Below are 13,506 nucleotides of genomic sequence, written 5' to 3' on the forward strand. Positions count from 1 at the left end.
GTCGATCCTCTCTGAACCTGTCAGTTCGACCCACGGCGGAGCGCTGCTGCGTAGTCGCGATATATGCTGAGGCAGTCGGTATAGCTCAGCGACTCGTTGGCGCCGTAGACGATATGGGCGCTAGCTGCATTGGTTGCCGCTTCCTCGGAGACGAAAAGGATCGCCTCGCCGAGCGACTTTCCCGTGATCGGCGCGTCTGTGCCGTCCTCCAACGTGATGCCCTTGATGATCGCTGCAATCTGGCGATGGCTGAAGACTGCCTGTCTATCTTCCGGTGTCATGGTGCTTACCTCGGTCTGAAAATGAATGCTTCTATTCTAGCCTCTCACAGGAAGCAGCGGCCGGTGGTCGGTTATCGTTGAGACGAGGTCGGGCGCTTTTGACGCGTCTTCGATAAACATGTCCGGTGCTACCGAGCGGACTTGGCTTCGCTTGCCGGCCGCTGTCTGCAAACGCGCGGCGAGTATCCGCCGACCGTCCTTACAGGCCCCATGATCGAAAAGTTGCCGCTAGGGTAAATATGGTTCGATCGCCGTCCGACAAGATCGCGATGGCAGCAATCGCCAATGATTTCGGCATGCTGGGCCGATTGGCAGGACCGGGCGGCGTCACTATATGAAAGGTACTGCGAAACGAAAACGAGCGGCGACCGACATGTTTCAAGCGGCGAAGATTGATCAGACCGACAAGGTGGAATTCTACCGGGAACTGAGCCAGCAACTGAAGGGCCTCCTGCACGGCGAAAGCGATGTGATCGCCAATGCTGCAAACACATCGGCATTGATGTTCGAGATGATGCCCGATTTGAACTGGGCGGGTTTCTACTTTCTGAAATCGAAGGACGAGCTCGTCCTGGGACCGTTCCAGGGGAGAACCGCCTGTGTCCGCATCGCCGTGGGTCGCGGCGTCTGTGGGACTGCCGTTGAAAAGGGGATGTCTGTTCTAGTCGAGGACGTTCATGCGTTTCCGGGGCATATCGCCTGCGATGCCGCTTCCCGTTCCGAGCTGGTGGTGCCACTGCGCCATGACAACAAGATCCTGGGGGTCATCGACCTCGACAGTCCGATCGTTTCGCGCTTCGATGCCGACGATCAGGTCGGCATCGAAGCGCTGGCCAGGATTTTCATCGAGGCCAGCTACTAATCTCGTGCAGGCTCAGTGATACTTTTGCCGTTCTCGGACCAGGATTGCAGGAGCGTTGAGGCCGGCGATCGGTTGCGTGACGTCCGAGGGGATGTCGCCGGAAAGCTGCAGGGCGAGATAGCGGGCGCAGCACACTCTCAGAAACGAGGTGAAGTTTCCGAGATCGTGACCCGCGTCGATCGACTCGTGATGCAGTCGCGTGATCAGTTGCGTGACGTTCATGCGATCACGGCGGGCGATTTCCTCAAGCGTCGACCAGAAAAAGTTCTCCAGCCGAACGCTCGTGACCATGCCATCGATGCGCAGTGAACGCGTCGTGCTCTCCCAGAGTTTTGCGTCCGCCTTGATGAACAGCTCGCACATCTCTTCCCTCCCTTTGCCCGTCTCCTCAGGCGGCGTTCGTTTCTAGCAGGGACGCTGCGTCAAGCACAGTCATGAACTGCCGCAGCCACGAGGGATGGGCGGGCCAGGCCGGAGCCGTGACGAGATTGCCGTCGCAGACGGCGTCGCTGATGGCGATGTCAGCATAGATGCCGCCCGCAAGCTCGACTTCGGGCCGGCATGCGGGATAGGCCGAGCACGTGCGCCCCTTCAGCACGCCGGCAGCAGCCAGCAGCTGTGCGCCGTGGCAGATCGCGGCGACCGGCTTTCCCGTCTCGAAAAAATGACGCACGGCCTTGATGACATCCGGGTTGAGCCGCAGGTATTCCGGCGCGCGACCGCCAGGGATCACCAGCGCATCGTAGTCTTCGGCACGGATGCTCGAAAAGCTGGCGTTCAACGCGAAGTTATGACCTCGCTTTTCCGAATAGGTCTGGTCGCCTTCAAAATCGTGGATGGCAGTCGCGATGGTTTCGCCTGCATTTTTTCCAGGGCAGACGGCGTGCACGGTGTAACCGCAGGCAAGCAGCGTCTGGAACGGCACCATCGTCTCGTAGTCTTCCGTGAAGTCGCCCGTAATCATGAGAATTTTCGAAGCTGGCATATGTTTTCCTCCCAGAACAACGTCGAGAGCTTAGCAAGGTGCAGGCATGCGAGGGTACTAAGGGAATACTACAGCAAAAATTCCGCTTCTCGGCCGCGACAGCCCGCCTGCGTGTGACAGACCGCACGGAACACCCCACGCGGGTGCGCCGTGCAACGGAAACGCTCGGCCCCAAAAAAAGGATGCGCTCTGCATCGAGCGCATCCCTCCAGATCTTGACAGGTCAGAAGCAGCGATCAGTGCTTCTTTTTCTTGGCGTCATCGTCCATCAGCTCGTACCACATGGCGTTGAGGACGGCGAAGGCTGCGGCCAGAGGCAGGCCGAGGATCCATGCAAAATACCACATCGTCTATCTCCTTCAGTAAGCGTGGCCGCTCTTGTCGTTGACGGTCTGCTCGTCGACTTTGCCCCAGAGCACCTTGTAGACCCAGGCGGTGTAGGCGAAGATGATCGGCAGGAAGATCACCGATACCACCAGCATGATGAAGAGCGTCAGGTGGCTCGACGAGGCGTCCCACACCGTCAGGCTCGAATTGGGGTCGAGCGAGGAGGGGAGGATGAACGGGAACATCGAAAGGCCCACGGTCGAGATGATCCCGAAGATCGACAGCTTGCTGAAGAGCAATGTCGTCACTTCCAGCTTTGCCCGCATGCAGATGAACGCTGCCGCTGCACCGAGGAAACCGAGGATCGGTGCGATCAACATCCAGGGATAGGCTGCGTAGTTCGCCAGCCACGAGCCGTCGTGCGCTGCTGTCTTCAGCAACGGATTGGAGGGGCCGGCCGGTGTGACGTCGCTGGTGATGCTAAAGCCGTGGACGCCAAGCGCCAGGAAGATGCCGCCGAGAGCAAACAGCATGATCACGGCAAGCGCTGCGATGCTGCCGTAGCTCCTTGCACGCTCGGCAACCGGCCCGCTTGCCTTGAGGACCAGCCACGAGGCGCCGTGCAGGACGAGCATGGCGACCGACAACAGACCGCAGAGCAGGGCATAGGGATTGAGCAGGCCGAAGAACGTGCCTTCGTAGAAGATCCGCATGTCAGCAGGATCGAAGCGGAAGGGCACGCCCTGCAGGACGTTGCCAACGGCAACGCCAAAGATCAGCGACGGCACGAAGCCGCCGATGAACAGCGCCCAGTCCCAGTTGTTGCGCCAACGGGGGCTTTCGCGCTTCGAGCGGTACTTGAAGCCAACCGGCCGCAGGATGAGCGCGAAGAGGATCGCGAACATCGCGAGGTAGAAGCCGGAGAACGAAACGGCATAGAGCGGCGGCCAGGCAGCGAAGATGGCGCCGCCTCCGAGGATGAGCCAGACCTGGTTCCCTTCCCAGACGGGGCCGATCGTGTTGATGGCGACACGTCTTTCCGTGTCCGTCTTGGCGACGAAGGGCAGCAGTGTGCCGACGCCAAGGTCGAAGCCATCGGTGGCGGCAAAGGCGATCAGCAGCACGCCCAGAAGCAGCCACCAGATCACCCGCAGGGTTTCGTAGTCTATGAGTTCGTGCAGGATCATGGCGATCACTCCGCAGCAGGAACGAGGATTTTAGAAATGAGCTCGGCGTCCGGCTCGTCGTCCGGTGCCGGTCCCTTCTTGATGGCCCGGATCATCAGGGTCATCTCGATCACGATCAGCACCGTATAGAGAGTGGCAAAGCCGATGATGGTCAGCAGAACCGTGCTGGCGCCGAGGCTGGAGACGGCCAGTGCGGTCGGCAACACCCCTTCGATGACCCAGGGCTGGCGGCCGATCTCGGCAACGATCCAACCTGCTTCGATGGCAATCCATGGAAGCGGGATCGCCAGAACGGCGATTTTCAGGAGCAGCGGATACTTGTCGAGATGCCGCCGTGCGGAGAGCCAGAAAAATGTCGCCGTCAGCAGGATGAAGAACATTCCAAGGCCGACCATGATGCGGAACGACCAGAAGAGGGTCGGCACATGCGGGATCGTGTCACGTGCCGCCTGGGCAATCTGCTCGTCCGTCGCCTGGCGCGGGTCGTCGACGTAGCGCTTCAGAAGTAGTGCGTAGCCAAGCTCATGGCCGAGTTCCTCGAAGGAGCTGCGGACTTGCTGGGCGACCTGACCCTGGGCAGGTGCGGCGCGGATCTGCATCAGCGCATCGTAGGCTTTGATGCCGTCGCGGATGCGCACTTCGGCCTGTTGTTCGAGCTTATCGATGCCTGGAATTTCGGTCGTCAGCGAACGCGTACCAATCAAGCCCATGACCCACGGAATGTGGACTGCGAAATGCGTTTCGCGTGCCTGCTGATCGGGGAAGCCGAAGGCCGTGAAAGCTGCCGGCGCCGGTTCCGTCTTCCACATCGCCTCGATCGCGGCGAGCTTCATCTTCTGGTTCTCTGTTGCGAGGTAACCGCTTTCATCCCCGAGCACGACGACCGAGAGTGCGGAGGCGAGGCCGAAGGATGCGGCAACGGTCATGGACCGCTTGGCGATTTCGATATGCCGTCCCTTCAACAGGTACCAGGCCGAGACGCCGAGGACGAAGATCGAAGCGCAGACATAGCCCGCCGACACGGTGTGGACGAACTTCGCCTGGGCGACAGGGTTGAAGACCACGTCGAAGAAGCTGGTGATCTCCATGCGCATGGTTTGCGGATTGAGCGCCGAACCGACGGGGTTCTGCATCCAGCCGTTGGCGATCAGGATCCAGAGCGCCGAGAAATTGGAGCCGAGCGCCACGCACCAGGTCGCAACGAGGTGGCCGACCTTGGACAGCTTGTCCCAGCCGAAAAAGAACAGGCCGACGAACGTCGCCTCGAGGAAGAAGGCCATCAGCCCTTCGATCGCCAACGGTGCACCGAAGATGTCGCCGACGTAGTAGCTGTAATAGCTCCAGTTCATGCCGAACTGGAACTCCATGACGATGCCGGTGGCGACCCCGATTGCAAAGTTGATGCCGAAGAGCACGCCCCAGAATTTCGTCATCTGCCGCCAGATCTGGCGGCCAGTCATGACGTAGACGGTTTCCATGATCGCAAGCAGCACAGAGAGGCCGAGCGTCAGCGGCACGAACAAAAAGTGATAGAGCGCAGTCAGCGCGAATTGGAAGCGCGATAGCGCGACTATGTCTAGTTCCATTGTCATTCTCCCACGGCCCCACGGGGTACGAAGAGTTTTCCGCCATGCCGGATTGCCTGGCGGGTTATGCGGTTGCGGCTCAATCCGGTCTCAGCCGGTTCAGAGCCCTTTCGAACGCCGCCTCTCCACGGCGTGAAACTTCCTTGATGCGACCGCCCTCGAGAACGGCGATGACGTCGGCAATTGCCGCCTCCCGGCGGATATGCGTGGCGATCACGAGCGAGCGGCCATCTGACTTCCCTGCGAGCCGGGTCATTACATCGCGCGCGACGGCGCCATCGAGGCCTTCTGTCGGCTCGTCCAGCAACCACAGCGGCGTGTCGCGCAGGAAAAGTCGGGCGAGTGCAAGGCGGCGCGCCTGGCCGCCGGACAGGCCCATGCCGCCTTCGCCAAGCGCTGTGTCGAGCCCGAGCGGCAGGGTCCCGACATCGCAGACTAGCCCGGCTTCAGCCAGCGCGGTGCGAAGCTCGTCATCTGTGGCGTCAGGCTTTGCCAACTGGAGATTGCCGCGAAGCGTATCCTGGAAGAGTTCCGTGCGTTGCGTCAGCAGCGTCGTCGGCAGGCTTGAAACGTTGCCCGCGACCGGCTGCATTTCGGCTGAAAGAAGGGCGAGCAGCGTCGATTTTCCAGCGCCGCTGTCGCCAACCAAAGCGAGCCGTTCACCGGCTGCAAGTTCCAGCGTGATCTCTCCGGCGGCCAGTCTGTCGGACGTTTCATACCGCGCGCAGACGTTGGAAAGTTGCGCTGCAAGTCCCGGATCCGGCCAAGCGTTTCGATAGGTCGCCTCATCGACCGACAGGCGTGGCGCGATGCGGCTTGCCGCCAGAAGCGTCCGGCCGAGTTCCATGGCGCCACGGCGCAGTGCACCGAAGGGCTCGACAGCGGCAAACGCAATCAGGATACCGAGCGCTGCGACCGGCGGCGTGATCCCGCCGGATCCGCAAAGCGTTGCGACGGCGAGCAGCGAACCCGTCAGCAGCGCCGTAGAGGCAAGGCCGAAGCCGATGGTCACGCTGGATTCGATGCGGTTGAGCCGATCGTCGGCATCTGCTGCGTATCGGTCGGCTGCTGCAATGGCATCACGCTGGGCGTTCAACCGCCCGGCCATCAGCAGATCGGTCTGGCCGGCGACAAGATCGATCGTCCGCGCCCGCAACGCCTCGATGCCGTGGGTGCGGCGGCGGGCGTGCCTGGCAGCGCGACGGCCAGCCATCAATGGGATGCCGAGGCCGGCGGCCAGCAGCCAAAGACCGGCCAGCAGTCCGAACAGGGGATGCATGAGGCCAAGCGCGATGCTCGTCCCGATTGCCGCAGCAACAGCGACACCTGCGGGCACGAGGACCCTGAGATAGAGCGAATCCAGCGCATCGATGTCCCCCGTGAGGCGGAAGAGCAGGCGCGCCGGACGGCGCATCAGCTCTGTCGCCGCACCGGCCCGGGCAAAGCCGCGGAAAAGCCCTTCGCGCAGGCTTGCGAGCACGCCGAGCGTTGCGTCATGCGTCGTCAGCCGTTCGCCGTAGCGTGCTGCGGTGCGCCCGATGGCAAGGAGGCGGATGCCGGCCGATGGCGCGAACACATCGAAGGTTACGGCCGTTGTTATCGATATTCCGGCAATTGCGGTCGCGGTGATGAACCAGCCCGAAAGGCCGAGCAGCGCAATCCCCGCGGCAACCGTTGTCGCCGAGAGCGCCGCGCCGATCAGAAGACCGCGCCGCTGGCTGGCGAAAAACAGCCTGATGACGGGCTTCAGATGGGAAACCGATATGCTCATTCGGCAGCCTCCCGCGCTGTTTCCGTGTCCAGGTTTATGGTCCGGCTCATGCGCGCGGCAAGGCGCGGATCGTGGGTCGCCACGACCAGTGTCCTGCCGTTTGCAAGGGCAAGCAGGCGGTCGGTGATTTCTCTTGCTGTCGTCGCGTCGAGGTGGGCTGTCGGCTCGTCGGCCAGGATGATGCCGACCTCGGGATTGGCTGCGGCGCGGGCGATGGCAAGGCGCAGCGCTTCTCCGCCGGAAAGACCGATGCCGCTTTCCCCGAGCGGCCGGTGGCCGTAGGCCTTGGCGACGGGATCAAGCCTGGCGAAGTCCAGCGCGTCAGCCGCCTTGCGCGGCGAAACCTCCGGCCGGCCGAGTGCCACGTTCTGCGCCATCGTCCCTGCGAAGATGTGCGGTTTCTGGCCGATCCAGGCGATTGTCGGCTGTGCCGCGATTGTGGCACGCTCGCTGCCGATGGTGATGCGGCCGCTTTCGCAGGGCGCGAGACCGGCCATCAGGGCGAGCAAGGTCGACTTGCCGGAACCGCTTGTGCCGACAAGCGCAATGTGTTCGCCGGCGCGGATATGAAGATCGAAGGCGTCGACGGCGAGAGGGGCTTCCTTGCCATAACGGAAGCTAACGTTTTCGAGCCTCAGGTCGCTGCCGCTGTCTGCTGCGACGGACTGACGGGGTATCGCCCCGAGCATGATGCCGTCCTCGCCCAGCGCTTCGAGGGATTTGAGGGCGGCCTCGCCGGCGGCGCGGTCGTGCCAGACAGCGGACAGCTCGCGCAGCGGCTCGAAGAAGGCGGGGGCAAGCAGCAGGACGAAGAGGCCGCTCGTCAGATCGAGGCCGCTTGCCCATGCGCCGAAGCGGATCTCGCCAAGCAGCGAAAAGCCGACATACACCGCGACCATCGCAACGCCGAGCGCCGCAAAGAGTTCGAGAACGGCCGACGACAGGAAGGCGATCTTCAAGACCGCCATCGTCCGGGTCCTGAGTGATTGAGCATCTGCTCTCAGCTTGAGAGCCGTGGCATCCACGGCGTCGAGGGAGCGGATGGTTGCAAGCCCGCGCAGGCGATCGAGCAGAAAGCCGTTCAGGCCACCGGTTGCCGCGAGCTGCTTCTCGCTCGCAGCCTGGGCGCTCCAGCCAATGAGTGCCATGAAGACAGGAATGAGCGGCATTGCGAACAGGAGGATGGATGCGGCGACCCATGAAAACGGGAGGATGCAGGCAAGGATCACCAGCGGTACTGCGCTCGCCTTGAAACGGCCGGGCTGGAATCGGGACAGATAGGGGACGATCAGTTCGGCCTGCTCCCCAAGAATGCTGGCCGCCTGCCCGGACGACGGGCGCGTGGCGTCCACCGGCGAGCGCCGCGCTACCGCTGCGACGGCTGCTGCCCGGCGGAGGGTGAGCTCGGTGCGGGCCGCCTGGAATGCCATGCGGCCGCCAGCCGCGTCGAGACAGCATTTGGCGATGCCGAGGAGGGCAATGAAGGCGGCCGGCCACACAACGCCCCCGACCGTACCGCCATTTGCCAGACGCCCGACGGCGATAGAAAGACATGCTGCCTGCGGAATCCATAGTAGCGCGGCAACGGTCTGGATCGCAGCGGCCTCTCTCAGGCTGGAAGGCTTGCGCACGGATTTGCCCGGCTCGCCGGAAGCCTGCTTTCCATTTGCGTCGAAGTGAGCACTCGTCATGGCGCTAACTCTTGTTCGCAGGATTGGGCCGGCGGCCGCGGCCGAGCGAAACGACTCGGTCCTTGGCCTCCAACAGCTTCGTCACTTTCGCTCCTAGCGAGAGTAACGTCGCCAGCCGTTCAGTTTCAAGCTGTTTTACGTCCTCATACCAGTGCGTTAGCTGTTCAATCAAGGCGTGCATCTCGCTCATGCGCTCCTGCGCATGGCGTTCGGCCTCGCTTGCCGGTCGTTGCATGAGGATTTCGCGAAGGACAGAAAGGGTAGGATCGACTTCCCGTTTCTTGCGTTCCTCTGCCAGGGTTCTCAGAATCAGCCAGACGTCATCAGGGGTGGTGAAGAAATCGCGACGGTCGTCCGGTTTGTGCTTGAGAAGGACGAGGTTCCATGTCTGCAGTTCGCGCAGGCTCATCGACACGTTCGAGCGCGAGATGCCCAGTGAATCGGCGATCTCTTCTGCGCATAGCGGGGACGGCGAGACATAGAGCAGGGCGTAGATCTGCCCGACGGTGCGGTTGATTCCCCACCGCGAGCCCATTTCGCCGAAGTGCAGGACAAAGGATTGAACAAGCGGCGGGAGGTTCATTGTGCTTTCCGTTATGTCTGTGATTTCAGAAATTTCTGAAATTACTATAGCTGCGTCCATACTGAGAACAATCGGCAAGTGTTGGCTGCGGCAATGTGGCGTTGCGGTCGGTCTTGGTGAGGTTCGCCTGGGAGCCCGCTTGATCCGGATCAAACGGCTTGAGAATGTCTCGCCTGTCCAACGCCGACGCCATGGTGCGGACGAATGGACGTCCCTGGGGCGTGAGCGCAAATCTCTCCCCGTCAAAACGCTTGGAGCCGTCGGCGTCTTGGTGATGCACGCGCATCGCATCGCTGCAGACCGCATGGGCCGCCTTGCCGGAGCGGGCGCGCAAGCCGGTGATCGAAAAGACGTAGCGCCACATCAGGCCTTCAATTGTACCAGCCGCTGCGCGATCGCTCTGCGATAGCGCAAAGCCGCGCGCGACGGGGAGGCGGCCCTCTGAGACCTGTGGCACTATTGCCCCGTCGCGGAGACGTTCTGGACATAGCCTTGCGGCAAAGGGCCGATCGAGGAGGCGCCGAAGCCGATCAGGCTATCCGCGCCATCCGCGGAGTAGCCCTGGAAACTCCGTTGCAGGGCGCCCTTTGAGACGGCGCGTGCCGCGCTGTCGTCCGGTCTGGCTGAATCGTCGAGACCGCCAGGTCCGAATCCGGCTCTAACAATTGCCTGAGCACCCACCCTTGCCATCTCGAAGCGATCGATCGGGCCGGTCGCGAACGCACCCACTTTGATCGGGATCGAGAAAACGCTGTTGTCCGACAGCAACGGTGCTCTATGCTTCGCGAGGAGCTGATTTGATGCGCAAAGACATACATAACTCAAACATCCCAGTACGTTGCGTAAGTTGCGAGGTTCGCCACAAGGGCATGTGCGGCGCGCTCAACGCGGACGAGCTTTTGGCACTGTCCGCCCACACGCGGCTCGTCAATCATGATGCCGGCGAGGAACTTGCGGGCGAGAAGATGGCGGCCGAATCCTATGCCACCGTCATTCGGGGCGTCGTGAAGCTGACGAAGACGTTGGAGGACGGTCGCCAGCAGATCGTCGGCCTGCAATTCGCGCCGGACTTTCTGGGCCGATTGAATGCTGTGGAAAATGCGGTCTCGGCCGAGGCGGCGTCCGATGTGAGCCTCTGTCGCGTTCCGAAGGCGGCACTCGAGCGGATGGTGAAGAGCAATCCTGCCCTCGCGGAGCGCCTTATGGCGCAGACGTTGCGCGAGCTCGACGAGGCACGCGAGTGGATGGTCACACTCGGACGCAAGACGGCAGCCGAAAAAGTCGCAAGCTTCCTGTTGCTGATCGCAACCCACCTTGATCCGGAGGCAGAAGGCGACAGCCGTCGTTTCGACCTGCCTTTGTCGCGCGCCGATATTGCCGACTTTCTGGGGCTGACGATCGAGACGGTGTCGCGCCAGCTATCGCGGCTCAAGGCCGATGGGATCATATCGATTGCTGCCAACAGGCATATCGAGGTGCCACGACTTTCAGGGCTCAAGGCGTGCTGCGGATCTTGACGGAGATGCGCGCGACGGTGATCGAATGCGTGTTGCCGAGCCCGCCCATTTTGTGCAGGAGTGCTTGTTTCTCGCTTTCATAACGCCAAAAGAGATCATTCATGCCCGCCGCGCAAGCCAATCAGCTCGTTTCCCGATTGTCGCCCCCACCGATCCCGTCCGTTCTCGCATGGGCGCGCGAATACGGGGGAGGCAAGGGGCCGCTGGTCGACCTTTCTCAGGCCGTGCCCGGTTATCCAGCGCACCCCGACATGCTGCGACTGCTCGGAGAAGCGGCAGCGTCGCCAAAAACGACCGGCTACGGGCCGATCGAGGGTGAGGAGGTGCTGCGCGAGGCTTACGCGCAGCACATGTCGGCGGTTTATGGGGCGCCGGTGTCGGCGGACAATGTTCATATCACGGCCGGTTGCAATCAGGCCTTCATGTCGGTGGCGATTGCGCTCGCGGGTTCCGGCGATACCGTGGCGCTGACCAATCCCTTCTATTTCAACCAGGATACAACGCTGTCGATGCTCGGCATCAGGCGTGCGCTGGTCGAGTGCGATGCCGAAAACGGATTCCTGCCGGACGTTCGCTCCGCCGAAAGGGCCTTGGCGGGTGGCGCAAAGGCGCTTGCGATCGTGACGCCGAACAATCCGACCGGCGCGATCTATCCACCGGAATTGCTCCATGAGCTGTTTATGCTTTGCCGGAAGCATGGCGCGTGGCTGATCGTCGACGAGACCTATCGCGATTTTCTGCCAGATGGCTACGGCGCGCCGCATCCGTTGCTGACCATTCAGGGTTGGGAGGATACGCTCGTCCTGCTCTACAGCTTCTCGAAGTCCTTCTGCATTCCGGGCCATCGGCTTGGAGCGATCACCGCCGGCGTGAACGTCATTGCCGAGATCACCAAGGTCATGGACAACATGCAGATCTGCGCGCCGCGCGCGGCGCAGGTTGCCGTTGCCGGAGCGATGCCCATTCTTGCCGACTGGCGCGCCGGCAATCGGGCGGAAATCACACGGCGCGCGGATGCGCTGATATCAGTCATGGCGGCACTGCACGGCTGGGAGATCGGCGCCATCGGCGCCTATTTTGCGTTCATCCGGCATCCGTTCGAGGCCCTGAGCTCGTCGGCGGTCGCAGAAAAGCTTGCGAAGGAGGCTGGCGTCGTCTGCCTGCCCGGAAGCTATTTCGGAGAGGGGCAGGAGCGCTACCTTCGACTGGCATTCGCGAATGCCGATGCGGCCTCAATCGCGCTTCTGGCCGATCGGCTGGGGTGATGCGCCTGAAGCTCTGCTGGTTTGATATATTCTATCCGGAGACGATAAGACTTCCGGTGATCCAATGTCCGACCAGACAAACAGGGTCTGCCGGCCGGGCCTTGCGATGACGACTGCGTATCGTTTTGGCGGACACATCCACCTTTCCTCGTTCCTGTCCTTGTGACGGAAATCCAAGCCACGGCGCGTCTGCGCCGTGGGAAGGGCCTTTTCCCGTTCAAGGACCTGAACGCCCTCGTCTTTGTGACGAGCACAAAGACGAGGGCGGCGACAGGCGTTGCCAAAGCAGACCATCGACACAGCAGGGCTTTGAAAGCCTTGGCAGTTCCGCGTGCTCTAAACGACGATCGTCAGCGGCGGTATGCGCTGATCCTGCGGGCTTTCCTGTTCCTGAGCAGCCAGCAGATTGAGCTCTCGCCGTTCCTTTTCCGACACGATCGCGAGGTCGATGACCTTCTGCAGGTTCGCGGCGTGGCGGAACGTCGGGTCGTCCTGCTTGCCGGTTCTCACAGCCTCGGCGAAACGCTGGTAGTTGGTCAGCACGGCGGGAACCTCGATATCGCGCCAAAAGGCGGTCTCGATGTCCTCGCCAAAGCAGCCGCGCAGGTCCGAGCCATCGGGGCGATGCACGACCTCCAGGCTGCCCTTTTCACCATAGATGCGCAGCTTCAGCTCATTGAGGTGGCCGGTCGCCCACCGGGTGGCGTGGATGACGCCGAGCGCACCGTTGGTGAAATCGACGGACATCGTGAAGCTGTCATTGGCGTCGAGCAGATATTCGCCGATCTGGCCGCCCGGTGCCTTGTTGAAGGTCTTGAGGCGGGCGAAGACATGGTCGATATCGGTCGCGGCGCCGTAGGCGGCGAAGTCGAGGATGTGGATGCCGACATCGCCGAGCACGCCGTTCGAGCCATGGCCGGTCGAAAGGCGCCACAGCCAGCGCGATTCCGTGCGCCAGTCGCCCCATGCGCGCGAAACCAGCCAGCTCTGCAGATAGGAGGCCTCGACATGGCGGATGGTGCCGAGCTCGCCGGCCAGCACCATTTCGCGGGCACGCTGCAGCGGTGCGACGTTGCGGTAGGTCAGGTTGACCATGTTGATGACACCGGCGGCTTCCGCCGCTTCCGTCATCTCCAGCGCATCGGCGTAATTTTCCGCAAGCGGCTTTTCGCAGAAGACATGCTTGCCCGCGGCAATCAGCGCCAGGCTGGTCGCATGGTGGATGCGGTCGGGCGTGACGTTGGTGGCGGCATCGAATTCGCCCCAGGCGATCGCTTCCTCCAGCGTGCGGAAACGCTTGTCGATGTGGAAGTGATCGGCGAATTCATCGAGGCGAGCCTGATCCGTGTCGACGGCGCCGACCACTTCCACGCCATCGATGGCGAGGAAGTTGGCAACCTGGTTTTTGGCCATAACGCCTGTTCCAAGAACGAGTAGACGCATTTGCTCAT

The 13,506-nt window shown here is 62.1% G+C and carries 15 protein-coding genes; 3 read left to right on the top strand and 12 right to left on the bottom strand.

All coding sequences use genetic code 11. From position 1 onward, the window contains the following. Positions 1 to 20: 20 nt before the first annotated feature. Positions 21 to 281 carry an RNA-binding protein gene (locus AC1D2R_RS10455; RefSeq protein WP_477967202.1) on the bottom strand — a complete coding sequence of 87 codons (261 nt, stop codon included), beginning with the start codon at positions 279 to 281 and terminating at the stop codon, positions 21 to 23. Positions 282 to 654: 373 nt separating this feature from the next. Between AC1D2R_RS10455 and AC1D2R_RS10460 the strand changes: the two genes are divergently transcribed. Beyond that, positions 655 to 1,143, top strand: a complete 489-nt coding sequence (locus AC1D2R_RS10460) for a GAF domain-containing protein (protein ID WP_477967203.1) — start codon at positions 655 to 657, stop codon at positions 1,141 to 1,143. A gap of 12 nt (positions 1,144 to 1,155) precedes the next feature. Here AC1D2R_RS10460 and AC1D2R_RS10465 read toward each other — a convergent pair whose 3' ends face one another. The 10 genes from AC1D2R_RS10465 to AC1D2R_RS10510 form a co-directional block, all read right to left on the bottom strand. Next, positions 1,156 to 1,506 carry a ribbon-helix-helix domain-containing protein gene (locus tag AC1D2R_RS10465; protein WP_477967204.1) on the bottom strand — a complete coding sequence of 117 codons (351 nt, stop codon included), beginning with the start codon at positions 1,504 to 1,506 and terminating at the stop codon, positions 1,156 to 1,158. Positions 1,507 to 1,531: 25 nt separating this feature from the next. Further along, the gene (locus tag AC1D2R_RS10470) at positions 1,532 to 2,128 is read right to left on the bottom strand and encodes a DJ-1/PfpI family protein (RefSeq protein WP_477967205.1); all 597 of its coding nucleotides are present in this window, start codon (positions 2,126 to 2,128) and stop codon (positions 1,532 to 1,534) included. Between the two features lie 236 nt (positions 2,129 to 2,364). Further along, positions 2,365 to 2,475: a cytochrome bd-I oxidase subunit CydX gene (gene cydX / locus AC1D2R_RS10475; RefSeq protein ID WP_477967206.1), complete on the bottom strand. Its 111-nt coding sequence runs from the start codon at positions 2,473 to 2,475 to the stop codon at positions 2,365 to 2,367. Positions 2,476 to 2,487: 12 nt separating this feature from the next. Then, positions 2,488 to 3,642, bottom strand: coding sequence for a cytochrome d ubiquinol oxidase subunit II (gene cydB, locus AC1D2R_RS10480; RefSeq protein ID WP_477967207.1), 1,155 nt, complete (start codon positions 3,640 to 3,642; stop codon positions 2,488 to 2,490). A 5-nt stretch (positions 3,643 to 3,647) separates the two neighbouring features. Further along, entirely contained in the window at positions 3,648 to 5,228 is a 1,581-nt protein-coding gene (locus tag AC1D2R_RS10485) for a cytochrome ubiquinol oxidase subunit I (protein ID WP_477967208.1), read from the bottom strand. 79 nt (positions 5,229 to 5,307) lie between these two features. Further along, positions 5,308 to 6,999 carry an amino acid ABC transporter ATP-binding/permease protein gene (locus tag AC1D2R_RS10490; protein ID WP_477967209.1) on the bottom strand — a complete coding sequence of 564 codons (1,692 nt, stop codon included), beginning with the start codon at positions 6,997 to 6,999 and terminating at the stop codon, positions 5,308 to 5,310. Next, the gene (cydD, locus tag AC1D2R_RS10495; protein WP_477967210.1) at positions 6,996 to 8,690 is read right to left on the bottom strand and encodes a thiol reductant ABC exporter subunit CydD; all 1,695 of its coding nucleotides are present in this window, start codon (positions 8,688 to 8,690) and stop codon (positions 6,996 to 6,998) included. The genes AC1D2R_RS10490 and cydD overlap by 4 nt, the downstream gene beginning before the upstream one ends. 4 nt (positions 8,691 to 8,694) lie before the next feature. After that, positions 8,695 to 9,273, bottom strand: a complete 579-nt coding sequence (locus AC1D2R_RS10500; protein WP_477967211.1) for a GbsR/MarR family transcriptional regulator — start codon at positions 9,271 to 9,273, stop codon at positions 8,695 to 8,697. A gap of 25 nt (positions 9,274 to 9,298) precedes the next feature. Further along, positions 9,299 to 9,730: a hypothetical protein gene (locus tag AC1D2R_RS10505; protein WP_477967212.1), complete on the bottom strand. Its 432-nt coding sequence runs from the start codon at positions 9,728 to 9,730 to the stop codon at positions 9,299 to 9,301. Continuing rightward, positions 9,730 to 10,041, bottom strand: a complete 312-nt coding sequence (locus AC1D2R_RS10510; RefSeq protein WP_477967213.1) for a hypothetical protein — start codon at positions 10,039 to 10,041, stop codon at positions 9,730 to 9,732. Before AC1D2R_RS10510 ends, AC1D2R_RS10505 begins: the two co-directional genes overlap by 1 nt. A 32-nt stretch (positions 10,042 to 10,073) precedes the next feature. On the opposite strand from AC1D2R_RS10510, the gene AC1D2R_RS10515 reads away from it, so the two are divergent. Further along, positions 10,074 to 10,790 carry a Crp/Fnr family transcriptional regulator gene (locus tag AC1D2R_RS10515; protein WP_477967214.1) on the top strand — a complete coding sequence of 239 codons (717 nt, stop codon included), beginning with the start codon at positions 10,074 to 10,076 and terminating at the stop codon, positions 10,788 to 10,790. Positions 10,791 to 10,891: 101 nt separating this feature from the next. Next, positions 10,892 to 12,055, top strand: coding sequence for an aminotransferase (locus AC1D2R_RS10520; protein ID WP_477967215.1), 1,164 nt, complete (start codon positions 10,892 to 10,894; stop codon positions 12,053 to 12,055). A 336-nt stretch (positions 12,056 to 12,391) separates the two neighbouring features. Here AC1D2R_RS10520 and AC1D2R_RS10525 read toward each other — a convergent pair whose 3' ends face one another. Then, positions 12,392 to 13,498, bottom strand: coding sequence for a Gfo/Idh/MocA family protein (locus AC1D2R_RS10525; protein ID WP_477967216.1), 1,107 nt, complete (start codon positions 13,496 to 13,498; stop codon positions 12,392 to 12,394). Positions 13,499 to 13,506: the final 8 nt, after the last annotated feature.

Source organism: Rhizobium sp. P1_C7 (assembly GCF_056406295.1).